Source organism: Methylocystis sp. Uni0008 (genome assembly GCF_056838045.1).
The window spans coordinates 1-23,130 of record NZ_JBXEJH010000003.1 but is presented as its reverse complement, the minus strand read 5'-3'; the positions used below and the strand labels follow the sequence as shown (position 1 = coordinate 23,130).

General features: G+C 61.0%; 14 protein-coding genes. 5 read left to right on the top strand and 9 right to left on the bottom strand.

The features are described 5' to 3' along the window. Positions 1-20: 20 nt before the first annotated feature. The 5 genes from AC0X69_RS21910 to AC0X69_RS21890 all read left to right on the top strand — a co-directional run bounded on the left by AC0X69_RS21910 (position 21) and on the right by AC0X69_RS21890 (position 5,963). Positions 21-206 carry a DUF6880 family protein gene (locus AC0X69_RS21910; RefSeq protein ID WP_482614051.1) on the top strand — a complete coding sequence of 62 codons (186 nt, stop codon included), beginning with the start codon at positions 21-23 and terminating at the stop codon, positions 204-206. A gap of 415 nt (positions 207-621) precedes the next feature. Further along, on the top strand, positions 622-1,140 hold the full coding sequence (locus AC0X69_RS21905; RefSeq protein ID WP_482613982.1) for a helix-turn-helix domain-containing protein: 519 nt from the start codon (positions 622-624) through the stop codon (positions 1,138-1,140). Between the two features lie 91 nt (positions 1,141-1,231). Next, positions 1,232-1,951, top strand: coding sequence for a hypothetical protein (locus tag AC0X69_RS21900; RefSeq protein ID WP_482613981.1), 720 nt, complete (start codon positions 1,232-1,234; stop codon positions 1,949-1,951). 9 nt (positions 1,952-1,960) lie between these two features. Further along, positions 1,961-4,930: an ATP-binding protein gene (locus AC0X69_RS21895; protein ID WP_482613980.1), complete on the top strand. Its 2,970-nt coding sequence runs from the start codon at positions 1,961-1,963 to the stop codon at positions 4,928-4,930. A gap of 22 nt (positions 4,931-4,952) precedes the next feature. Then, positions 4,953-5,963, top strand: coding sequence for a PIN domain-containing protein (locus AC0X69_RS21890; protein ID WP_482613979.1), 1,011 nt, complete (start codon positions 4,953-4,955; stop codon positions 5,961-5,963). Positions 5,964-6,245: 282 nt separating this feature from the next. On the opposite strand, the gene AC0X69_RS21885 is transcribed toward AC0X69_RS21890, so the two are convergent. The 9 genes from AC0X69_RS21885 to AC0X69_RS21845 all read right to left on the bottom strand — a co-directional run bounded on the left by AC0X69_RS21885 (position 6,246) and on the right by AC0X69_RS21845 (position 22,976). After that, a complete protein-coding gene (locus AC0X69_RS21885; RefSeq protein WP_482613978.1) occupies positions 6,246-7,289 on the bottom strand; it encodes a DUF7146 domain-containing protein in 1,044 nt (347 codons plus the stop codon). A 17-nt stretch (positions 7,290-7,306) separates the two neighbouring features. Continuing rightward, a complete protein-coding gene (locus AC0X69_RS21880; protein WP_482613976.1) occupies positions 7,307-11,761 on the bottom strand; it encodes a strawberry notch-like NTP hydrolase domain-containing protein in 4,455 nt (1,484 codons plus the stop codon). A gap of 89 nt (positions 11,762-11,850) precedes the next feature. Next, on the bottom strand, positions 11,851-12,270 hold the full coding sequence (locus AC0X69_RS21875; protein ID WP_482613975.1) for a hypothetical protein: 420 nt from the start codon (positions 12,268-12,270) through the stop codon (positions 11,851-11,853). An 81-nt stretch (positions 12,271-12,351) separates the two neighbouring features. After that, entirely contained in the window at positions 12,352-14,421 is a 2,070-nt protein-coding gene (locus tag AC0X69_RS21870) for a ParB/RepB/Spo0J family partition protein (RefSeq protein ID WP_482613974.1), read from the bottom strand. A gap of 363 nt (positions 14,422-14,784) precedes the next feature. Beyond that, positions 14,785-18,033 (bottom strand): DUF3320 domain-containing protein, encoded by a 3,249-nt coding sequence (locus tag AC0X69_RS21865; RefSeq protein WP_482613973.1) that lies wholly within the window; start codon positions 18,031-18,033, stop codon positions 14,785-14,787. 120 nt (positions 18,034-18,153) lie between these two features. Continuing rightward, on the bottom strand, positions 18,154-20,724 hold the full coding sequence (locus tag AC0X69_RS21860) for a DUF4011 domain-containing protein (protein WP_482613972.1): 2,571 nt from the start codon (positions 20,722-20,724) through the stop codon (positions 18,154-18,156). A gap of 166 nt (positions 20,725-20,890) precedes the next feature. Beyond that, complete coding sequence (locus tag AC0X69_RS21855) at positions 20,891-21,460, bottom strand: VapC50 family PIN domain-containing toxin (protein WP_482613970.1); 570 nt, start codon at positions 21,458-21,460, stop codon at positions 20,891-20,893. After that, the gene (locus tag AC0X69_RS21850; RefSeq protein ID WP_482613969.1) at positions 21,457-21,921 is read right to left on the bottom strand and encodes a helix-turn-helix domain-containing protein; all 465 of its coding nucleotides are present in this window, start codon (positions 21,919-21,921) and stop codon (positions 21,457-21,459) included. The genes AC0X69_RS21855 and AC0X69_RS21850 overlap by 4 nt, the downstream gene beginning before the upstream one ends. Before the next feature lie 464 nt (positions 21,922-22,385). Next, on the bottom strand, positions 22,386-22,976 hold the full coding sequence (locus tag AC0X69_RS21845) for a hypothetical protein (protein ID WP_482613968.1): 591 nt from the start codon (positions 22,974-22,976) through the stop codon (positions 22,386-22,388). Positions 22,977-23,130 lie beyond the last annotated feature (154 nt).

The following is a 23,130-nucleotide window of genomic DNA, read 5'->3' as shown; positions in this document are numbered from 1 at the left end:
GGGGTCAATGTTGGACGCCGATAAGGGGTCAAACTCCAACGCCGATTGACAGTCGATACAAACACGCCGCACGTCATTTTCAGGAATGTGCCAGTCTTGCTTCCTCGATTGCGGATTTCGCGCAACATGAAACGCACGAGGCCTTCGTGGCACGGTCGCGCGGCAAGCACGGCAAGAAAACTTCGTTCTGGAGTCTTGTGACCTAAGGATTCTTGCGCAGCTTCGAACCTGAATTGTCTCGGGGGGGGGGGCCGCAAGCGGACCGGCAGCTTGGATGGCTCTAACATGAAAGGCGGACGTGTTACTCGATCAACTCGACTTCATAAATTGACCCGCGCGACCTTCAACGAGGGCGGGTTGAGACGCGAGACTATCCACAGCTATGTGCTCAGGAAGGCTTGCCCACTGGCATTCCTGACCGGAAGTGAGGCGATACTCGTTTATCCCGCATCGCGTTTCGTCCGAATTGATCGATATGTCTTTCTTAAGGAGACGCCCTTGTCGTCATCCCTGCGGACACTTACGTCTGGTGGGAGCAGTTATATATGTCCGCTTGCTGGATATTGCGGAACGCCGGAACCGACTGCATTTGTTGTCTTCGACAGTCAACGGGAATCTATCATGACTACGGAAGCTGAACAACCTGCTGAAGACAAATCGGCGCCCGCCTCGAAGGCAACGAAGAAGGCCTCGGCCGAGAAATGGGGCCAGGCCGTCATGGATCTGGGCTTTTGCGTCGTGCCGTCGCTGCTGCTGCGCGCGCAGCGTCGGCTGAACCTCAATCCGACGCAGCTCGCAGTGCTGCTGCAGCTCTGCGACTTCTGGTGGGACAAGGAACGCAAGCCGTTTCCGAGCAAGGAAACTCTGTCGCAGCGTCTCAGCCTGAGCGAGCGTCAGATCCAGCGCTACATCGCGGAGCTGGAAAAGGAGGGCCTGGTTCAGCGGATCGAACGGCGCGCCAGCAATGGCGGCAAGCTCAGCAATACCTATGATCTCACCGGTCTCGTGAAGAAGCTGCAGGCGCTTGAGCCGGATTTCCGGGAGGCGGAGGAAACCGCCCGGGCGGCGCGCAAGGCGGTCGCCAAGCGCGGCTACAGGTCTCCGAAAGGCCCTCCGGATTCCAAGGAGGCCGCGGCGTGAGCGGAGATCAAGGAGAAAAAGGGGGCTGAAAAAGCTGAGCCCCGGGCGCATGCCAATGGCAGAGGCGGACCCAAGGCTTACGGGAGTCAATATGGGTGACCCGGTGGCAGTAGTCAAGAACGCCTTCTCCTATACCGACGCCGTCATCGACGCCCTGGAGACATCCCTGTCGCCGGAGCGCATGGCGACGTATGTCGGGCACGCTGACGAGAACCGGGAGAAGGCGTTTCGTCTCTATAGCTGGAACACCGCAGTGAGTGCAGCCTTTTACGGCCCTCTTCAGGGCCTGGAGGTTGCCTTGCGCAACGCCATGCATCGCGAGCTCGCCGCGCGCTACGGCGCGGATTGGTATGACAACCCTGGCTCGGGGCTCGATGCTGGCACGGCATCGAGGATTTCCGCAGCCCGCGCGGATTTGCGGCGTGAAGGCTACCCTGACGACCCGCCTCACATGGTCGCGGCGCTGTCATTCGGATTTTGGGTCGCCTTGCTCGGACCGGGCGGACGGCTTCCGGGCTCCGGCAAGGCCAACTACGACATGACGATCTGGCGCGCCGGTGTCTTCAAGGCCTTTCCGCATGCGCGATTGAGCCGCAAGGCTGCACATGCGCCGCTCGACTATCTGCGAACCTTCCGGAACCGGATCGCACATCACGAACCAATCTTCGACCGCCACCTCGCCGCAGACTATGCGTCGCTCCTGCAGGTCGCCGGCTGGATCAGCGCCGAGACGCGGGCCTGGATCGAGCACCACAGCCGTGTGCCGGCGGTGCTGGCGCAGTCGCTCGACGATGCAGGCCTCTTGTTCTGACGGTCACCGATGTCGCTGCTCGCCGCCACTCAAATTCCCAAGCCCGCCGACGATCAGGCGTTCGAGCGCGCGGCCGTCGTGTTGTGGCGCGGCTTGCTCAAAGATCTCTCGGTCCAGCGGAATGGCCGACGCGGCCAGCGCCAGAATGGCGTCGACCTTTTCGGCATGCGCGACGGCGACGCGGACTGGCATGTCGGCATCCAGTGCAAATTGAAGAGCGAGGGGCACGCCCTTTCGGAAGACGAGGTTCGAGGTGAGGTCACGAAGGCGCTGACCTTCAAGCCCCTTCTCAAGGAATATTACATCATCACCACCGCGCCGGACCACGTGGCGATGCAGGAGCTCGCGCGCGAGATCACAAAGGAGCTTGCGACGGCCGGCAAGGCAATGCGCGTCTTCGTGTGGGGTTGGAACACGCTGGAGGAGCGGATCAGCGAGGATACGGCGGCGCGCAAGGCCTTCGATCCGACTTACACGCTGTTCAGCGAGGAGATCCTTGCTGAGACCAGATCGATTTCCTCCAGCCAGAGCGAGATGCGCGAGGATCTCGCTGCAGGGCTCTCTCGCATGGAGTCGATGCTCGCCGAGGTAAGTGGCAGGCTTGCCAACCCGCCCGGCGACAGCACCGTCGAAGTGAACGCCGTCGAGATGCATCTGGACGCCGAGATCGATGAGTATCGCGAGCTCAACAACAGCGGCAAGACGCTGACGGCGATGCCGCTGCTGGAGCGCTTGCTGGCGCGTGTCGGCTCCTCGGCTTCCGGTCGCATTCTGTTTCGCATCAAGGCGAATATCGGCCATTGCCTTCTGGCGCTCGGCAGGGACGATGAAGCCGCCGCCAAGCTGCTCGCATCGTTCGACCATGCGCCGGGCGAACCGAAGGCGATCGCCAACAAGGCCTTCGGCCTCTTGCTCCATGGCAAGTGGGAAGAGCTGCTCGCGTTCGGAAAGGCGCAGCTCGAAGCCGATCCTTCAAACGAATGGCTTGCCGGCTATCTAGTCCAGGCCGCCCGGTTCGACATGTCGGTGACCGATTCGCTCGAACTGGTTCCAGAACAACTGCATCGAACCGCTGCCGTGCAGATCGGCTGGGTCGACTTCGTCAGACGCCGCGGAAAGCCCGGAGAATGGTGGGAGCCCGCACGCGCTGCTCTTGCCATGCATCCCTCCGAGATCCACGCCGTTCAGTTCGCGGCCGAGGCAGATCTCGACGAAATCCTGACCAGTCAACGCTTCCAACGCATGCGCGTTCTGTCTTTGCCGGAACGGCGAAGGCTGGAGGCCGCGACTGCAACGTTGAGGTCCCAGTGGGATCGCGAGCGCGGGACGGACGGCCCCTTGCGACCGGAAGACGCGGCGCTATGCGGCAACGTCGTGATAGGTTTGGCGGCTCTCGACGAATTCTCCAAAGCTCTCGATGTCGCGCGGCAGGGCCTAGCACTCGCGCCCGACGACATAGAGCTTCTCGTCCGCGCGGTCGTCGTCGCCGTCGAGGCCGGCGACGATACACTTGCAGGCGAACTCCTTCCGAAGCTTCCGGCGACCGCCGACAGCGTTGTGCTGAAATTCCGGTATCACGTGGCGCGGGCCGACTGGCCGGAGGTCGTCGCGCTGTTCGAGAACAATGCGTCGCTGATCCCCCCGACCGAGGAGCCGATCATCACGACCACCGCGAGGCTCGCGGCGATCAGGATCGGCATCGATGACCCGGAAGAGCGTCGGCGGCAGATCGCGATCGTTGCCGAAGACGCGGCGCGCGATCCTCGCGCTAGCGTCGTCGTCGCAGACTTCGCGCGCCGGGAAGATTTGGAGGACATCGCCGACGCCGCATTCAAGGTCGCCCTGAAGCACATCGATGAAGATAGCCATGCCGCCGACCGGCTGATGGTGGCATTTCACGCCAACCGGCGTGGCGATGCTGCGGTCGTCGTCGATCTGCTGGATGGCAGAGTCGCGGAAGACCACGACAGCAATGAGCTGCGTATTCTCGCCCGGGCCTTCGTCAACGACAGCCCGATTCGCCAGCGTGCTCTCGCCTTCTTTGCTCGTCTGCCGCAAGCGGTTCGGGAGCTTCCCTATTATCTACATGCCGAAGGCCTGCTGCACTTCAATCGCGGAGCGTTGAGCGAAGCTGAAGCCGCCTTGCGGAAGGCCACCGCGGCTGAGCCTCATCTCGACAACTACATCGCCCTGTTTTCTGTCCTGCATCGCCTCGATCGCGGCGACGAGGTGAAGGCGCTTGTGGACGACATCGACCTAGCGACGGTCAAGGGGTCGCCGGCACAGAAGATGTTTCTGGCCCAGGTGCTGCGAAAGATCGGTGAGGGGCCGAAGGCGCTGGCGTACGCCTATACCGTGCTCCAATCGGCCCGAAACGATCAGAAGGCGGTTCTCCGGTACTTCGGCCTGATCATGGTGGATCCCGATGACGGTCTGATCCCCGCTGCGGAAACGGTCGCTGTCGATATATGGGTCCGGCTTGAGACCAACCGGCACGAGCGTCATGCCTTTCTCATCGAGGAAGGACCGGATCGTCCGGCGGATAATGTCGTAAGTCCAACCCATCCGATGGCGGCGGCGGCCATCGGTTTGCGGGTCGGCGGTGAATTCGAGATGCCTGTCAAGTTCGGCGAAACGCGGCGGTGGCGCGTCGCCGAGATCAAGCACAAATATCTTCACGCCCTTCACGAAGTCATGGAGAGCTTCGAGAACCGGTTCCCGGACGCCGAGGGCTTCTATACAATCCCCATGCGGGATGGCGATATCCAGCCGGCACTGGACCAGGTCCGGCGAGTCGCTGAAAGCAATCGCAATCGCGCCGATCTCTATTTGAAGAACAATTGTCCCATCAGCTTTGTCGTGGCCAAGGGCGGGTCGGGATACGATCCGCTTCGTCGAGTACATCCGCTTCCTCGATTTCGACATTCGCACCTGCCTAGGCACGGAATCCGAGCGTCTGGCCGCGCGTGGGCTGCTTGAGGCTCATCGGCAGGCCAGGGCGGTGCTCGACGCCTACACCGCTTGGACGGTATCCACCATGGATGCCTTCGATGTGCTTCAATCCGTCTTCGGCACTCTGATCGTTCCGCAAACCGTCATTGACGAAATCAAGAACCTAAGGGACGAGCAGGAAACGACCGCCGAGCGGTCGATGACGATGACTTGGCACGACGGTCATTACATCCGCCAGGAGCACACGGCGCAGGACATTGCCACGCGGCGCGACTACATCGTCGAGCAACTCACGCGGATCGAGGCCGCTTGTGAGGTTCGGCCCCTTATCGCCCCAGACGATCCAACCGACGTTGCCGTTCTGATCAACCAGTCGTTTGGCAGTCATGTTCTCGATGCCGCCAACCTGGCAGGCGCGGAACATCTCCTTGTCTCCGAGGACATGTACTATCGCCGGTTCGCCGAAGCCGCCTGCGCTACAAAGAGTATATGGTTGCAGGCGATTTTCTCATTTGCGCATGAGAAGGGACTGATCGATCAGCGCCGCTATGTCGATCTCGTGATCAAGCTCGCCTGGCGCCGCCACGGGCACCTGACTCTCACCGCTGACACCATGCTTGCGGTTATCCGTGAGGACGGCGAACACACCTGGGGAAACTTCAAGGCTGTCGTAAACTTCATCGGAACTCGAAACGCCGATCTCCGATCGCATATCGAGGTGTCGAACGAGTTTCTCAACCGGCTCTGGCAGGAGCTCGGACAATTTGATCTGCGTTGCATGCAGGCGACAAGCGCACTTTTGGATCGAATTATTCGCTTCAGATCGGAAGATTGGGCGCTCGTTCTGGGATTCCTCAAGCGCGGCTGTGCTGCCGCCGGGCGTCAATACATCGACGGATGGATCGCTGGTCATTTTCTTCCCGCTGCAGAAGTCGCGGCGGCCACGCGCGAGATTGAAGATGTCGGCCGGCAGCTGCGGGCCAAAAGGACCGGAAGGGGAGGTGGACAATTGATTCCGACGCCGGGCAAACGATGGAAGGATCGGAAAAAGCGAAGGTAAGTCACGGCTTCACCCTTTGCGCCGGGATGTTGGCAGAGCTGAAGGCCTCCAAAGGATCTTCACCCTTGCGGGCCTCCAGCGCTGATGCAGCCGGGGAGATTGGTCGGCGGCTCGTGGCCGGGCTGCTACATGTCCGCAATTGGCGCAGCTAAGTGCTCCAGCAGATCTGTACGGAATGTCTGTTCTCAGTGAATCCTGAAACTGCCTCGAACGGCCGACATGAGCCCAGAAGCGGTCATTCTCGGCGTGGCCCAGGAAGTCCGCAACGGGTCAGACCAAGCTTTAGCGACACGCATCAAGAGCGTCTGCTTTCTTCGAACTCGGACATTGTCCGGCGATTCTTACTAACTGGAGCCGAAGATGCTCCGGCGCAATGTGCCGCAGATCATCGTTGAAATCCTTGCCTCGCGAAACAATCATTCCAACTCGGACGCCCTCCGCCTCAGCGCGTTCGGCAAGCTTCCGCGCGCCGTTCCGTCCGGCTCGATCATTGTCCACGGCAATGATCAAGTGACGCACGCCGGCCGGAATTTCCCATTCAGCAAGATGGGCCGCCGAGAGCGCCGCGACCATTGGGAGGCAGGGGAAAGCGCTTTTCAGCGACAACACGGTTTCGATCCCTTCGCCGATGATGGCGAATTCATCGACCAAACCGAAACGAACGCCATTGCCGAGAATAGCTCCGAGCGAGCGGCGCGGCGAAGCGATACCCGCCTTGTCATTCCTATCCGGATCGAGAAACGTTCGATGAATTCCCCTGATCTCGCCCTTATTGTCGGTGACGGCGGCGACAAGCGCCGGCAATCTGCGTGAGAGCCCGTTCCGATCCTCACGATAGGTCAGCGCCGGGTGGTAGCGCAGCGGCGCATCGCTCAGATCAGCAGTGACTTTTCGAGCGCGCAGATAGGCTTCGGCCTTTGTGCCGACGATCGACTGCGACGCCGCCCAGATTTTGCGTGCGAGCGAGATCGTGCTGCATTCGCTTGAGTTGCCATCACGTTTCTCTGTCGTCCTCGGGCGCGGTACCCGCAAAAAACGTCGAGCTTCGTCAAACGTCTCGCGAAAGGATGCGAGCCCTTCTCGCGCGCGGATGAGGTCAAGTAGATCGCCATGTTCAGACGTGGCTGAATCGGTCCAGCGGCCTCGCGCGCCCTTGCCCGAGAGCGGACCTTTCAAACGCACGTAGAGACTGCGGCCCGCATTGTTGTTCACGTCGCCGACGGTCCAGTAATTGCCGCAGCGACGACCGTTGGAAAGATAATGCTTGCAGACGGCCTCGACATTTTCGGCGAGGCTGCAGGACAGAGTCCGGGCGGGGCTTTCCATCATCGCCTCCCGCGCTTTTAAGAGTTCACGCGGATGGCAGGCGCGACGCGGAGCAGGGGATAGAGCGCAAGGAGCTTTTCGACGATTTTTCCCGCGTCATCGCCGAGCGGCACGAAGAGCCGCAGCTTCCAGGCGACGATTTCGGAGACGAGGCCCTGCGCCTTCAAGCGATCGACCGTCGTGTCGCCGAAGCCCGTGAGTTCAAGGCGATGCCTGTTCATCACGAGCGCGCGCTTGAGAGTCAACCCGTCTGCGAGAACGAGTCCCGCACCGTCCTGCATGACGGCGGCGATGGCGACGGTCGGCGCTAGGGCAGGGGCGCTGGCGCCAGTTGCTTCGACGAGAACTGCGGCACTCGCGGACGAAACGAGCCGGCCGATGACGCGTTCGCCCTCGTCGATCTGCAAGCGATAGACTCGCGCCGCCTCATCCGGGAGCCGATTCCAGACCGGGAGCAACAGGCCCGTGACGATATGGAATGTGCTCTCGGTCAGTTCGGGCAGGGAAGCCACCTCGCTCTCCCACGCCCGCCGGAATTCTTCGGAACTGACGTCACGCCAATGCGAGCGCTCCAGCGCTTCGACTGTGATCACATCGGCATGGGCGGGCCGCAGCAGGCGAACCCGCGGCTGAACCGAGCCGTCGTCCTGCATCAACGTCGTGGCGGGCAGTTTGACGGCCGCGCGACCCGACTGTTCGTTGATCATCAATCGTGATTTTTGGGACGCGGTCGCATAGTCGAACGCTTCACCCAGCGTCGTGATCCGCGTCTTGTCCTTGCGCAAGATTGTGAGCAGCTGCGTCTCCGCGCCGCTCTTGCCGTGCACGGCGATTGTTTGACGATTGGTGACGATGAGACTTTCCGCCATCAGAGTCTCGACGCCGACATCGAAAACGCCTGCCTGAATCGCTGCCTCCACCTGCGCCGCCATCAGCCCCTCGAACACGTCGAAGAGGAGGTTCTGCAACGTGATCGGCAAAGCAAGGATACGGTTGAGGAAGGTCGAGATTGGCGGCAGCTCCTCCTTGAGGCTGCCGTCCTGGTCGGTGAGATCGAGTCCGGTCGCTTCCATAAAGCGCATCAGTGAGCAGCCTTCGACCTTGCCGGCGAAGACGAGCTGATACAGGCGGCGCAGCGCCGCGCGCCCATAGGGGGATTCGAGATTGTCCTCGGGTCGGAACAGGCCCTGACCGCCGGTCTGGCGCTGGCCCCGGGTAATGGCGCCGAGGGTGTCGAGCCGGCGGGCGATTGTCGAGAGAAAACGCTTTTCCCCTTTCACATCGGTCGCAACCGGGCGGAACAAGGGCGGCTGCGCCTGATTGGTGCGATTGGTGCGCCCCAGGCCTTGAATGGCGTTATCCGCCTTCCAGCCGGGTTCGAGCAGATAGTGGACGCGCAACCGCTGATTCTTCGCGCTACGCTCGGCGTGATAGGAGCGGCCCGTGCCGCCGGCGTCGGAAAAGACGAGAATGCGTTTCTCGTCATCCATGAAAGCCTGCGTCTCGCCAAGATTGGCCGAGGCCGGCCGGTGCTCGACGCATAACCGATCCGAACCGTCCGCATTGGTCTTGCGCACGATCCGCCGCGAACGGCCGGTGACCTCGGCGACCATCTCCGTCCCGAAACGCTGAACGATCTGGTCGAGCGCCCCCTGCACGGCGGGAAGGGCGGCGAGATGCTCGATCAGCCGGTCCCGGCGGTCCATAGCCTCGCGCGACTGGACGGGATTGCCGTGCTCGTCGACGGCTGGGCGCGAGTGAAGATCGCCATTCTCGTCGGAATAGACTTCGAAGAGCTGGGTCGGAAAGGAATGGGCGAGATAGTCGAGAACATATTCGCGTGGGGTGATGTCGCAGGAAAGATCGCCCCATTCGGACGACGGGATTTCAGCGAGGCGGCGCTCCATCAAGGCTTCGCTCGTCGAGACGATCTGAATGACAGCGGCATGACCCGATTCCAGATCACGCTCGATCGACGCGATCAGGCTCGGCACCTTCATTGCCGTGATCAGATGATTAAAGAAACGCTGCTTGTTGGATTCGAAAGCCGAGCGCGCGGCGCTCTTGGCATTACGATTATAGGCCTTGCCGCCCTCGCCGGTGATGTTTGCCGCCTCCAGCGCCGCGGTGAGATTATTGTGAATGATCTCGAAGGCGCCGGCATAGGAATCATAGATACGGATTTGCTCATTTGAGAGCTGGTGCTCCAGCATCTCGACCTCGACCCCGGCATAGGAGAGGGCGCGCGACGCATAGAGGCCGAGGGCCTTGAGATCACGCGCCAGCACTTCCATGGCGGCAATGCCGCCGGCCTCCATGGCCGCGACAAAATCCTGGCGCGTCGTAAAGGGCATGTCGGTAGAGCCCCAGAGCCCGAGACGCGTGGCGTAGGCAAGATTGGCGACGGTCGTCGCGCCGGTGGCCGAGACATAAAGGACGCGGGCGTCGGGGAGGGCGTTTTGTAGCCTAAGGCCTGCGCGCCCCTGCTGCGATGCGGCTTTCTCGCCGCGCTCGCCCTTGTCGCCAGCCGCATTGGCGAGGGCATGCGCCTCATCGAAAACGATGACGCCGTCGAAATCTGGTCCAAGCCAGTCGACGATTTGCGTCAGTCGCGATCGCTTAAGCGCGCCGTCGCGGCCCTGGCGTTCATGCGACCGCAGGGTCGAATAGGTCGTGAAAAGAATGCCCTCGGCAAGACGGATCGGCGCGCCCTGCTTGAAGCGGGACTGTGGGACGATCTGCAGCTTCTCCTGCCCCAGCGCCGCCCAGTCGCGCTGCGCGTCTTCCAGCAGCTTGTCGGATTTCGAGATCCAGAGGGCCTTGCGGCGGCCTTTCAGCCAATTGTCGAGAACGACGCCCGCGACCTGACGACCCTTACCGGCGCCCGTGCCATCGCCAAGATAATAGCCGCGGCGAAAGCGGACCGCCTTCTCGGCGTCGTCCGGCGCGGCGGAAACCGCATCAAAACTTTCATTGACGAGGAAGGAGCCGGCAAGAAGACCGCTATGGGCCTCGCCGGCGTAGATGACGCTGTCGAGCTGCGCGTCGGAGAGGAGCCCGGACTCGACGATGCTCTTTGGTAGATGCGGCCGGTAGGTTGGTTTTGGCGGCGCGACCGACGCCATGGCGGCGGATTGAACGAGTGTCGTCGGATGCGGTTTCGCTCCTTCGATCGCAATTGACTGCACGGCATAGGGCTCATAGAGCCCGGCGCTGAGCGCGCCGCTCTCGGGCGCTTTCCAGTCGCAAATCTCATAAGCGAGCTCGACGATCTCTGAAGACACGCGCGGGGCGTGGGTCAGACCGCAAGCGTTTGGACACGCAGAATCTGCAATGGCGAGACGCGGCGTGGCGCGGCGTGTTGCAATGATCGGCGTGAAGGGCTTCGCGGTCGAACCGACGCGGCCCTGGATAGGCGTTTCGCCTTTGCTAGGCACAGTCTCAAGAGACGCGCGCGGCGGAATCTCACGTTGCACCAGCGCGAGCAGTTCAGAAAGATCGGCGACCGGACCGAAGCCTGTGACAAATTCTTTCGGGTTCTCGGCCGGCGTTTTGTCGAAGACTGTCAGCCGGCTTTCAACGCTCGTCCCATGCCGCGCGAAAAATCCGCGTGCGAGGGTGGCCGTGAACACTAGCCGACCCTGTTCCTGCAAACGCTCGAAACTTCTGCGCCAGCTGTTCACGGTCGGGGAAAAACTCTCGCCGGTGATCGCGACGAGCCGGCCGCCAGCGCGAAGTCGCGAGAGAGACGCGCGAATATGTTCGAAAGTCGCCGCAGCATGCCGCCCCTCGATCAGCGGTGACGACGAGAAGGGCGGATTCATCAGCACGACGCTTGGAACAAGACCGGCGTCGAGCCGATCATGCAGCTGCGCGCCATCGACGCGGCTGAGCGGCGCTGCAGGAAACAGCAGATTCAGGAGATCGGCCCGCGTCTGCGCCCATTCATTGAGGACGAGCGCGGCTCCGGCGAGCTCCGCATGAATCGCCAGCATCCCCGTGCCGGCGGAGGGCTCGAGCGCCGCGTCGCCGGCGCCGATCCCCGCCGCGAGGCTCGCGACATAGGCGAATTCCAGCGGCGTCGAGAATTGCTGTAGCGCATGACTTTCTTCCGAGCGCCGCGTTTCGCTCGGCAGCATCGCGCCGATTTTCTGGAGCATCGCGAGAATGCGCGCCGGATCGTTCGCCGCGCGCGCAACCATGGCTGGCCCATAGCGGCGCAGGAATAAAACCTGCGCCGCCTCTACCGCCTCATAAGCGTCTTTCCAGCACCATGCCGCTTGCGCGTCGCTCGCGCCGAAGGCGCCTTCCATCGCGGCGCGCAGGGCAGGGGCGTCGATGACGCTCCCCTTGGCGAGACGGACGACGAGCGTCTGCGCCGCCATCACGAGCGCATGGGGCTTGTCTGCAAAGATGAAGGAAAGTTCGGATTGTTCGCGAGGCGTTTCGGCAACGGCGAGGATCGGGCTCATCAATTGTCTCCGGGGGTAACGGCCCGGGACGCTCTCTCTTCCTGCTCCGGGCTCGCCCTCCCGGCAAAGCCCTCTGCCTCTTCTCTCCCTCAGCCTCGCCCGCACGCCCGCCATCTAAAGGCAAGCGGTCCAAACATCGCGCTGGTCCGCGATAGATCGCCGCTCATCACCGCTCGCACATAGCCATCCAGCGCCGCCGGCTCATCAAGCAACGCCAGCGGCGCGAAATGATTTCTGCCGGCCTCATAGTCGCGCCTGCCTCTGCAGCTGCGGATCAACACGCCGCTGTCGGCGCCGGACGCTGGCTGGGAGATCTCGATATAGACGCTCTCGCTATGCAAAATGACTTCGCCGGAGACGGCGACGCCGCCAAGGCAACTGCGGATATCGAAAGAATTTGGCGGCAGCCGCAGTTCTTTTGCGAGCGCGCGCAAGGCGGCGCGTCCTTTCTGATGAAACAGTTTCTTCTGCGCGCCGTCATAGACGCAGCGCTGATACCAATCGAACATTTTCATCTCCTCAAAACAAAAAGAGCCCGCCGGTTAGGGCGGGCTCGCGAAGCTGTGGGACGCATAATAAGGCGCGCCGGACTATTCGGCGGCCACCGAAATCATCGGTTCCGTCTCGCTCTCGGCGAGAAAAGCGGGAAGGCCATCGTCACTGTCCGCCGGCGATTCCTCGCCGATTCCCGCGTGCTTTGCCTCGATCGCCGGGGCGTCGAAATTTTTTGTTCGCAAAATTTCGGGTAGCCAGCCGCTGCCGTCGAGCTGGCGCTCGGCTTCCGCCGCCATATCGGCTTTCTTCAGGTGATCGATCATTTGCGCCGTCGCCTCGTCCTTCGCTTCGCGGACAGCGGCGAGAATCTGCGTCTTCGTCACCTTGCCGAAATAATTCTCGACCGTCGGCCTCCAAAAATCCCGCATGTCGAGCACGAGATGTTCGGCGAGGTGGTCGGAGTGATTAAATGCGGCGACGCGTCGCTCATGCGGGAGATAGAGCGCATTGACGCCTAAGCCGATACAGAAAGCGAAAAGCGCTGCGCGATCTTCCGCGCTTTGCACAATAAGCCAGCTCCAAAGCTCGGCGGGATGTTGCGGCAGACGTAATTGCCATTGCTCCAGCGCCTGCTGCAGGGAACTGGCCGCCGGGGCGTCGCCGACGCCAGGCGCATGAGACCCGATCTGGGCGCTGCGCAGCGTGATGTCGAGACAAGAATGCTGCGCCGATCCATAGAAGACATTGAGCGCCAGAGCATGGGTCGCCGCAAGAAATGCGGCTTCCGGATCCGCCGACAGCTTTGCCCGCAGTGCGATCGTCCGATGCGCGGAGAGTTCCGTGCGCAGGCGATCGGAAAGTTTCGAAGAGGCTTCGGCCTCAATGTCCGCGTCACCCGTTGAACCGACCTCCGTCGACGCCCTCGTAGATACAGAACGAACGCCATTCTCGTCGGACCCGGAGTGCTGAGAATTCGTTTCCTCTCGCTGTTCAACTGGCGCCTCATCCTCGGGGCGCACATAGCCCCGTTCAATTTTCAGCGCGCCGTTGACATCGATGCTGACGAAAACGCCGCCATGCGTCATATCGGCCGGATCGAAAATCGCCGGACGCTGTTCGATCGCGTCGATGATCTCTTCGAGTTCGCCCATTCTTCGGTCGATGTCTTCCGGAAGCTCCTCGGAGCCCGCGTGTTCGTCGGAGAGCGCGTCATATTCTTCAAGCGCCGCGTCGTAACGTTCCTTCTCTTCGTTCGAAATTTGCGGCGGCGTCGACGGCAAGCGACGCATGCCATTCGTATGGCCATAGGGGAATTCGCACGTGAACTCCGACCATTTCCAGCCCTCCGCGCGAAAGTCATCCGCCGCTTTGGAAAGCTTTTCCCGAGCGAGCCGATCGAGCAACGTGATATCCTGCAACCAGCCACCCTGATCGTGCTGGAAAAGATCACGCAACACGACACCGCCCGCGGCCTCATAGGCTTCGACGCCGACAAACACCGCGCGCTTATCGCCGGCCTTCACCGCGCCTTCCGTCAGCATGCGCCGGATCGTATAGGGCTCCTTGTTATGGCAGCGCGACAGAGCGTTCCAAACATCTTCTTGTCGCGCATGATCGTCGGCGACGCAGAACGCCATGAGTTGCTCCAGCGTCAACTCTTCCGCGACATAAAGATCGAGGAGCTTTGGGCTGGCCGCTGCAAGTTTGAGGCGCTGGCGCACAACCTGCGCTCCGACGAAAAACCGCGCCGCTATTTCATCGATGCTGAGCCCTTGTTCCTGCAGATTTTTGAACGCCCGGAATTGATCGAGCGGATGTAGGGCTTCGCGCATCGCATTCTCGGCGAGGGAATCTTCCTCCTCGATCCCCTCCGTCTTCACGATGCAGGGGACGGGCGCGTTCTTTGCGAGACGCTTCTGCTTAACGAGCAGCTTTAGCGCCGCGAGACGCCGACCGCCGGCGCTCACCGCGAATTTCCCGGTTTCTTCGCCGTCGCCATTGAGCACTGGCCGCACGCTCAGCGACTGCAGCAATCCCCGACGGGCAATGTCCTCAGCCAGCTCTTCGACGCTGATCCCCGCTTTGATCCGGCGCACATTGGCGTCCGACGCCACCAGGCGATCAAGCGCGATATCCGTCGCTCCCATCAGCGCAATCTTCGACATGTTTCAATCTCCGCGACGGGCCAGCGAAAGCCTCTCTCTCGCCCTGACTCCTCGTCGCGAAGCCCGAAGGGCCCTCTCACTCTCAGGTTATCGCTGCCCTCAGAGCCGCAAGTTGCGCGCATCAGCCTCCGTGCGACCGCAAGCTTTTGCGACTGCGATCAGCGGCGCATAGCCTGAACACATCATACGACACGAAATTTGATGCGCTCATTGGTTCCGGACAAAGCGATTACATTACCCTCGGAAAGGGGTGTGGATGTGCTATATCAATGGCGCTGCTATCGATTGATGATATGGAATCCACCGTGCTTTGCATCCCTGTACCGATTCACAACCGATTTGGATTAACTTTTCATTAGGAATTTAACCGCCTTCAATGCGGCGCGGTTTAGACAAATGGCTTCTTGCCCGATCAAGTGCTTCATCAAGGCGCGCTCGCGCCGTCGCCGCCAACCGTTCCACGCCAAGCAGCCGCGCGAGCGCCGGATCCGGTTCCTCCAAAATATCTTCATTGGAGACCACGGCAGAGGCAAGCTCGGCGAGCGAAATTTCTGAGATGGCTCGACGGGAGTCGGCGTCGTAGGGTGGACGATAATCAATCAGCTGCGCGACGGTTCCCTTTTTCCAAATAAAGTCGCCGCTCGACTCCGACGTTCTATCCACATTTTTCAAATGCAGCATGACACGATCCCGGATCTTACTCCCGGTTCGCAGCCACCCATGCACCCGCGCGATGCGTTGCGCCAATATGTCCTCGCGCAATGGCGCTTCACAATCGACGATCGCCTCCACCATCGCACGTAACGTGCTCTTATAGTCGAATTCATGGAAGCGTTCCGGCTCGGCGCGGACAATCGACAAATCAGCGATTTTATAGCGCGCTCTGTTTGGCGATTCCTCTGACACCGCGGAGGCTCCAGTGGAAGACGCACCTGACTGCGCTTCGCTCAGAACGCCAATTCGCGCATCAATCGCCAGCGCCTCCGATACCGTTTCGTCAGGACCGCCGACGCGCTCCTCCGCCTCCTCTCGTGGCAGGCGCGGCGAATCTTCCGCTTCGTCGGTTGGCTCCACTTCGTTTATTGATTGATCGGGCTCGATTTCATGCCCCAAGTCCCAATGCGTGGTTTCTTCAGACGTTGGCCGGTCTGTAGATGCCTGACGCCAGTCTTCGAGTAACGCCGAGAGCGCATTGTGCAAGCGTTCGGCGGCTCCTTTGGGGTCGAACCACCAATCTGTCGACCAGACGCGGATGATGTTCCATCCAAGGCCGCGTAACACCTGCTCCCTAACCTTGTCGCGGTCGCGCGCTGTTGCGGAACGGTGATAGGTAGCGCCATCGCACTCGACGCCCGCAAGATAGGCGCCCGCGAGTTCAGGATGCTTGATCCCGATATCCACTCTGAAACCGGAAATTCCGACCTGCGGCGTTATATGCCAGCCAAGTCGGTCGAGCTCGGCCGCGACCGCTTCTTCAAAAGGAGATTCTGGCGGACCCTTCGACCCCAAATCCTGCGCCGGGAGCGCGATGGGACCGCGGGCCGCGAAGTCCAGGAATGTCTTCAAATGATTCACTCCAATCGCTTTCGACCTGCTGGCGTCGATCTGATCGGCTGTGAACCCGGAAAAGACAAGAAGCTCCTGACGCGCACGAGTGAGAGCGACATTAAGCCTACGCTCTCCGCCATCGCGATTTAGCGCGCCGAAATCCATGCTGCGCTTGCCGGCGGCGTCCTGCGTGAAGGTTATCGAGAACAGGATCACATCGCGTTCGTCGCCCTGCACATTCTCGAGATTCTTGACGATCGTGGGCTCCACGCGTTCGTCTGCGAAAAACCATTCGAGATCGGGATTGTCGCGCCGGGCCTCGTCCAGCAAATCTTGGATCAGCGATTGTTGCTGCGCGTTGAAGGTGATGACGCCGAGCGTCGGCCGATTCTCTTTCGGCAAATCAAGCCAATGCAGCATGCGTCTCTTCGCCTCATTCGCAACAGCGAAAGCCTCAATCGGATTGGTGCGGCTCTTGCCCCGGTCATAAACGCCTTCAGGCACACGCCGGAGTCGAACGGCGCGATCATCGACATTGGAAGATGGGAAGGTGATCAGCCGATTCTGATAATAGTGGTGATTGGAAAATGCGATGAGCGACTCATTGCGGCTGCGATAATGCCAGCGCAAAGCTCGCACTGGAATGCCGGCCGCTTTCGCTTCATCCAGAATGCTCTCCAGATCCCTTTCGTGCTCCGCAACCTCCTCGTCATCTTCATTGCGACCGAAAAAATTCGTGGGAGGAAGCTGTTTGGGATCGCCGACGATGATCGTTTGCCTGGCCCTGGCGATCGCGCCGACGGCGTCCCAAGTGGTGATCTGCGACGCTTCATCGAAGATCACGACATCGAAGAGCGCTTGATCGGGCGGCAGATATTGAGCGATCGAGAGCGGCGACATCAGCATGCAGGGCGCGAGCTTGGAGAAACTCGACGGCATTGCCGCGATCATCTCCCGTATCGTGCGACTGGGTCGCTGTAATTCCATTTGATGCCGCAGCAAGCCAAGCTCCGAACTGCGCGGCACGCTTTGTACCGACGGCAAGTCATGGGCGAGCCCCTCGACAACCCGATTCGCGGCCTCCGCCCGCACCATGTCGTCTATCCGCCTGAACTCTTCGATCGCGTGTTCATGCTGGAAACGTCGAAATTCCCGCAATATTGGATCTGCGTCCAAAGTCGACGGCAGCCACCAGCGGGCATAGGCGAGCCTGAAGGCGGCTCCCGATTCTTCCGGTTCAATGGCGCCGGACTGGAGATCGTCGACCAATTCGCAAAGCCCCTGCACTTTGGCGCGCTCCCGGACGCCACACCAGGTCGACCAGTCCCTCAGGAGATGCCGCGCTTCGACGAGTTCATCCATTTGCGCGGAGAGTGTAGACAGCAAGGTTGACGTTTCCGGATTCAGCGGTTCTCGCCCCGATAAGGTTGCGAATTGTCTCGCGGACTCCACAAATGCGACGACGGCGTCGGAATAATCGTGCGCGGCTTGACGGACAGGATCTCCTCCCGTCGGCGCACGGAGCGTCGGCGCTATGGCCTGCGCCACCACCTCCAGTTCTCCCGCCGTCTTGCCCAGGCCAAGCAATCCCTGCAAGAGGCGATCCGCGCTTTTCAACAATCGGTCGACAGCCGCGAGGTCGGTGTCGAGACCTGCGAAGCCGACCGGTTTGGCCGCGAGCCTGTTGCGTTGAACGGAGGCCGCATATTTCTGCATATGCCGCAGGGCCCGCAACTCCGTTGCGGGATCGGGCGCGCCGGCTTTTGTGTAGCTCCGCAGGAGTTTTCTGACGCGGCGACGTCCAAACCAGCTCATCGGCCAGAAGGAGGCCGAAGCCTGCCGCCACGCGTTATCGAGATCATGGACGGGGATGGCGAGCACGGCGTCTCGATCAAAGGCCGCGGTCAAACCGGCCTCGGCGGCGCGATAGCCGCGTATTGCTTGTTCAAGTTCGGTCAGCGCCGCGCTCAACTGCCGAAACTCGCGATCGAACAGGACGCGGTGATCGACGCCCGCGCTGTCGCGAAGCGCGGCCGCGAAGGAAGCAAGCCGCTGCAGGTCCACAAAGGAAGCATCATCCGTGGCAGGCAAGTTGATCCGGGCGGTGAATATGGCTAGCCTTCCGCGTAGGACGCTCGTCTTGGCCTTCAGATCTCCAGCCGCACCGATGAGACGTTCTTGCCACTACGAAGCCCATTCGCCTGCATGGACGAGATCAAGCACGGGCCGATTGACCACCGATTTAAAGACGCGGCCGAGCTCTTCGGCCATCTCCTCCAACTTCTGCCGCGTAGCGAGGTCATGCGTCTCCGTCGACGGCCAGGAAAGTGACGGCGCATGGCGGTCCCGGCCTCGCAAGGCGATGCCGACCGCGGCGTAAGGCGTCAGCCCATTGACGTGCTGTCGATGCAACGTCTCCACGTAGGCGTTCAATTGATCGCGGCGGAGTCGCAGTTTTTCGTTGATCGCGATCCAGCCCGACTGATCGAATTGACTGCTGCTCTCCCAGGATTTCTTGAGCTGCCCGAGAAAACCCCTGCGATCGGTCTTCGACGAATGCAGTTCGAGACAGTGGTGCCCTAATCCATGCTCCCGCAACCTCCGATAAACGACGTCGAGCGCCGCAGTCTTTTCGGCGACGAACAAAACCGTCTTGCCTGCCGCGAGACAACTCGCGATCATATTCGTGATAGTCTGGCTCTTGCCGGTTCCGGGCGGGCCGACGATGACGAAGTCGCGACCCTCCGCGGCCGCTAGACTGGCGGCGATCTGGGATGAGTCGGCGGGCAGCAGCGAAACGATGTCTGCCGGCGCGTAATGGCGATCGAGTTCGCGCTCATCCTTGAAGACTTCGCCATCCGCTGGGAAAGCCTGGTCGGGCGTGTCGATGAGATGCCTGACGACACGATTTTGGCGAAGCGCCTCCGTACGTTCGACCAGGTCCTTCCACATCAGGAACTTGGCGAAGGAAAAGGTCGAGAGCGCGGTCTCGTCCACCACTTCCATACCAGGCGCGTCGCGAACCGCCTGGCGCATTAGACTCAGCAGGCGCGGAACATCGACGCCAAATTCATCCCGTGGCAGCTCGCCGGCGAATTGCGGCAAGCGCAGGTCGAAGTCGCGCTCAAGAAATTGAAGAAGGGTCGCATTGAACCGAGGCTCGTCCTCGTGAAAGCGCAGATTGAAACGGGAAGAGGCGCTTTTTCTGTCGAGTTTGACCGGGACGAGCAACAACGGCGCGCGGTAGCTTCTTTCATCCTCGGGCTTCTTCTTCCAACGCAGGAAGCCGACCGCGAGAAAAAGCGTATTGGCGCCGCCCTCGGCGAAATCATTGCGGACCTGTCGATCGAGATCGATCAGCCGCGCTTCAAGATGTTTGGCATCGAGGGGGCAGGCTAATTCATCGCGTTGCAGGGCCTCCGTAGCGAAGCGGCGCTGGAGGTCCTGTCCGTGGATATCGCGATAGAGGTCCGCGTCACGCTCTCCCAAGGGGTTTTGTTCGGGCAGCGAGATAAGGCGTATGGACGCGCCCGCAGCGAGACGGTCCTCGAGATAGGAGATATCCGTGCAGAGGAAGGGAATGGTCTTCTTCGTGTCCGGAAAGTTTAGAAGCCGATTGCGCAGCGTCAGATCGAGCAGCTTCTTCTGCCAACGTTCTATCCGTCCCGCGGCGGTCGTCGGCTTTTCTACGGCAATGTCAACTGGCAGCTCATCCATCGTCGGCGCAGGCGGCAGCGGCAATTTGCCCGGCTCCGCTGGGGTGTCGTCGACGACCGCGCGCGACGGCTCATGGGAGGCAAGCGGCGTGACGCCGCCGCTGCGCGACCGGCGCACGTCGATCGCGGCGACGAACTCCGCGCGCCGTTCTTCGTCAAGCCGGCTTTCGACCGAGGACTGGGCTTGTTCCAGCGTCATAGGGGGACGATTGGTGACGCCCGTCGTCTCGAACACAATCATCTCGCGGGAGGCCAACGCCTTGCGAATTTCCATGACATCCGATTCGATGGCGTTCGACAGGTTTCGCTTCGCCAGCCAGACGCCGACGGCCGCGTGACCGCGAAACATCAGGAGGATTGGGTAGAGTCCGGCGGCCTCCAGAGCCGCGCCGAAGAGCAGCGTCGTATCTAGACATGTCGCGAGGCCTTCAAACAAGATTGTGGAAGGCCGTCGTATTTTCTGCCCTCGTTCCTCGAAGCTTGCCGGCGGTTCGGCATAATGCAGCGAAAGCCCGGCGACGGCCGAATAGATCGCCGCCGTGAGCAGAAATGCGCGCTGTGGATTTTCGCTTTGATAACCATCAAGCGCCGACGAATGGCCATGCTCCGCGAGCCGTTCAGCGGCGGCGCGCAATATTTTCGCGACCGCCGGATCGTTTGGCATGACGAAGGCGGGAAGAAGCTGGGCCATGTCGCCAATGCCGCCCCACTCGTCTCGCGCGAGCAGACGAACCGAACTTCTGATCTCGGCCAAAGTCCGATCGCCCATCGATAACGTGAAGACAATCTCGCCGCGCTCGGATTCGTTTAAGCCTGCAAGATAGGCCGGATCGAGTTCTACCTTTCGATCGGTGAGTGAGAGGCGATCGCCGGCTGCGACTCGATCGACGACCCATCTCTTGCTTCGCAGAAATGGCGGGTTAGAGACAAGATGGAGTTCGCAGCCCCCGAAATTCTCCGCCGTCGGATTATTGACGGCGATCGAGCGGATGACCGGAATCGCGTTTTGGAAGGAAGCGTATGTGAAACTGCCGGCCACATCCGCCAGAACTTCAATTACGCGTGTAGTGTCTGAATTTCCTATCGTTTTCGAAGCAATAATTTCCATGGCAGCCCCCGGTTCGCGCCATCTTCGGAGCGATCCGGACCGAATGGTAATTCATGGGCTGCCTGCGGACCAGTTGGTAACAGGCCTTGGCTGCGGGCTAAATAAGCTCAGAGAATTGTTCGAGGTCCGACGCGGTTCCGACAAGGCCCTGCTGGGTGAGATTGGCGAGGTAATCTTCAACGGAATAAGTCGGATTCTTTAGGCGCGCGCGGACTTTGCGCACGGCAGCGCAGAAGATGCCCGGCGCGAGGTCGAGTTGGTTGCATAGGAATTCGTCGGGATGCTGCGCGTCGATGTTGAGCGGTGCAAGCACGGCCTCGGGGAAGTGCTTCAAGTTCTGCGTCACGATCACGTCACAGCCGCCGACGATCGCCGCCGCGAGAACGTGACGGTCATTTTCATCGGGCAAAGAAAGCGAGGGGATGAGCGCCTCATAGCCGCTGACAAGGCAATCGCGCGTATGCTGATCCATTAGGTCTCGGGTGCGCTCCAGCACGGCGCGATCGCGGTGCGGTTCGTTGCGAAGGAGCGCTTCGATCCATTCACGGTGGATATCAGCGCTCCATTTCGCACGGTACAAATCGGTGACTGCGAGCTGCAAAAGAATATCCCGCACAGCGGCGGGATAGAGGACGTTGGCGTCGAGAAGCGCGGTGTAAACTGTCATGAGCGGCTGTAACCCATGCCGTGTTCCTGCGCTTCAGCAACAAGCTGGTCGAGGACTGTTTCGCGCTCGCGGTCGATGCGCTCCTTGTAGGCCATCACATCCTCCATGCGGACGCGGCGGTGCTTGCCGACCTTGTGGTGGGGGATGGCCTTAGCCTCGAGAAGCCCGATGAGAAACGGACGGGAGACGTTCAAAATCTCGGCCGCCTGCACCGTGGTCAGCTCGGCGTTTTCAGGAATGAGCGTAATGCCGCGCCCGGCGGCCATAGCCTCCAGGATATCCATAAGCAAGGACACGGCTCCGGCGGGCAACTCGATCGGCTGATCCTGCTCGGCGTCGGTGACGCGAAGCGTGAGCGGTCGATTGCGGCGGGCAAAGCGCGAGAGTCGCTGGCCAGAGGCGCGGGCAATGGCGGCATCCTGGGCCGTTGGAGGCAACTGGCGGTGAGCGAGCGCGGTCATGGTGTTCCCCTGTTTGTTATCGATATTAATTAAACGCAACATATGCATCCGACATAATAAATGCAAAAGACGAAATAATTGCAAAAGCAGGGCCAGCCCGCGAAGCTAAAGGTAGACGACCTCGAGGCCGCGAAAGCGCTGCTCGTCATAGGCCATTTTATTCCTGGCTTGACAGCGCCAGCGTGTGGGTGAGGCGCTGGCGCCCGGCGCGTCAGCTATAAACACACGAAATTCGTATAATATGGATTATTGAACCAAAACAATGCGTTACGAAGATTATGCGCGAGCTAACTTGCATTAGCTAGGTTTTTTGGCGACTGTCTCGGCGCAGTCAGAAGGCGCTCACCTTTGCCGAGCCGGGCGGCGGAATTGCAGGACGCGCTCTGAAGGCTTCCGGCTTAATCTGAAACTCGCTTCGCTGGCGCTCGCAATGATCATCCGGCTAAAGGAGCTAACGGTTGCCATCACGCGTGGCGTAGCTTGGTCTTTTTCGACGTTCGCTTGCCGAAGGCGTGCGCGTACCAGCCCGCGCCGAGGGCGAGCGCCACGACGGTCGCGATGGCGACCGCGCTCCAGGCGCGCAGAAACTCTTCGCCGACCGAGAAAGCGAAACGGGCGTTGTATTCCTTGCGCCCGTCTTCGCTGCGCGCCCGCACGAGCGCCACGTAGTCGCCCTTCTTCCTGAAGTCATGTTCGAGCTGGATGACGCCGGTCTGGAACTGCGCGGGTGGCAGGTAGGCTTCGTTCGGCGCAGCCCCGTCGTCCCCCTTCGGGTCCGCCTCAACGATGCGGATCTCCACCATCATGTCCCGCAATTCGTCCTGCATCGTGTCGACCACGATGGTCGTCGGACCCGTCTCGGGAATGTCCTCGCAGAACTGGCTGCGCGATTGCGTCGGTTGATAGAAGGTGAAGGTTATGACGTTCGGGCCCATCTGGGCCGAGCATTCCCGAACCTTCTGGAACGCCTTGGCGGAATCCCGGCGCACCGCCTGCGCGTCCGCTTGGGCGACCAGGCCGATCGCCGCGAGAAGAATCAACAGGAGCCTCATCATGAGCATGTCTCCACTGGCTTTCCGACACCGCGTCTCAATATTCGAGAATGCCGCAACTTTGGGCCTGGCGTCCATCGCCTCCCGTCGCCGAAGGCGACGAGAGGCGATGGAATGATCTCGATTCTGGAAGTTTTTCGCATTCCCTCCCGCGCCG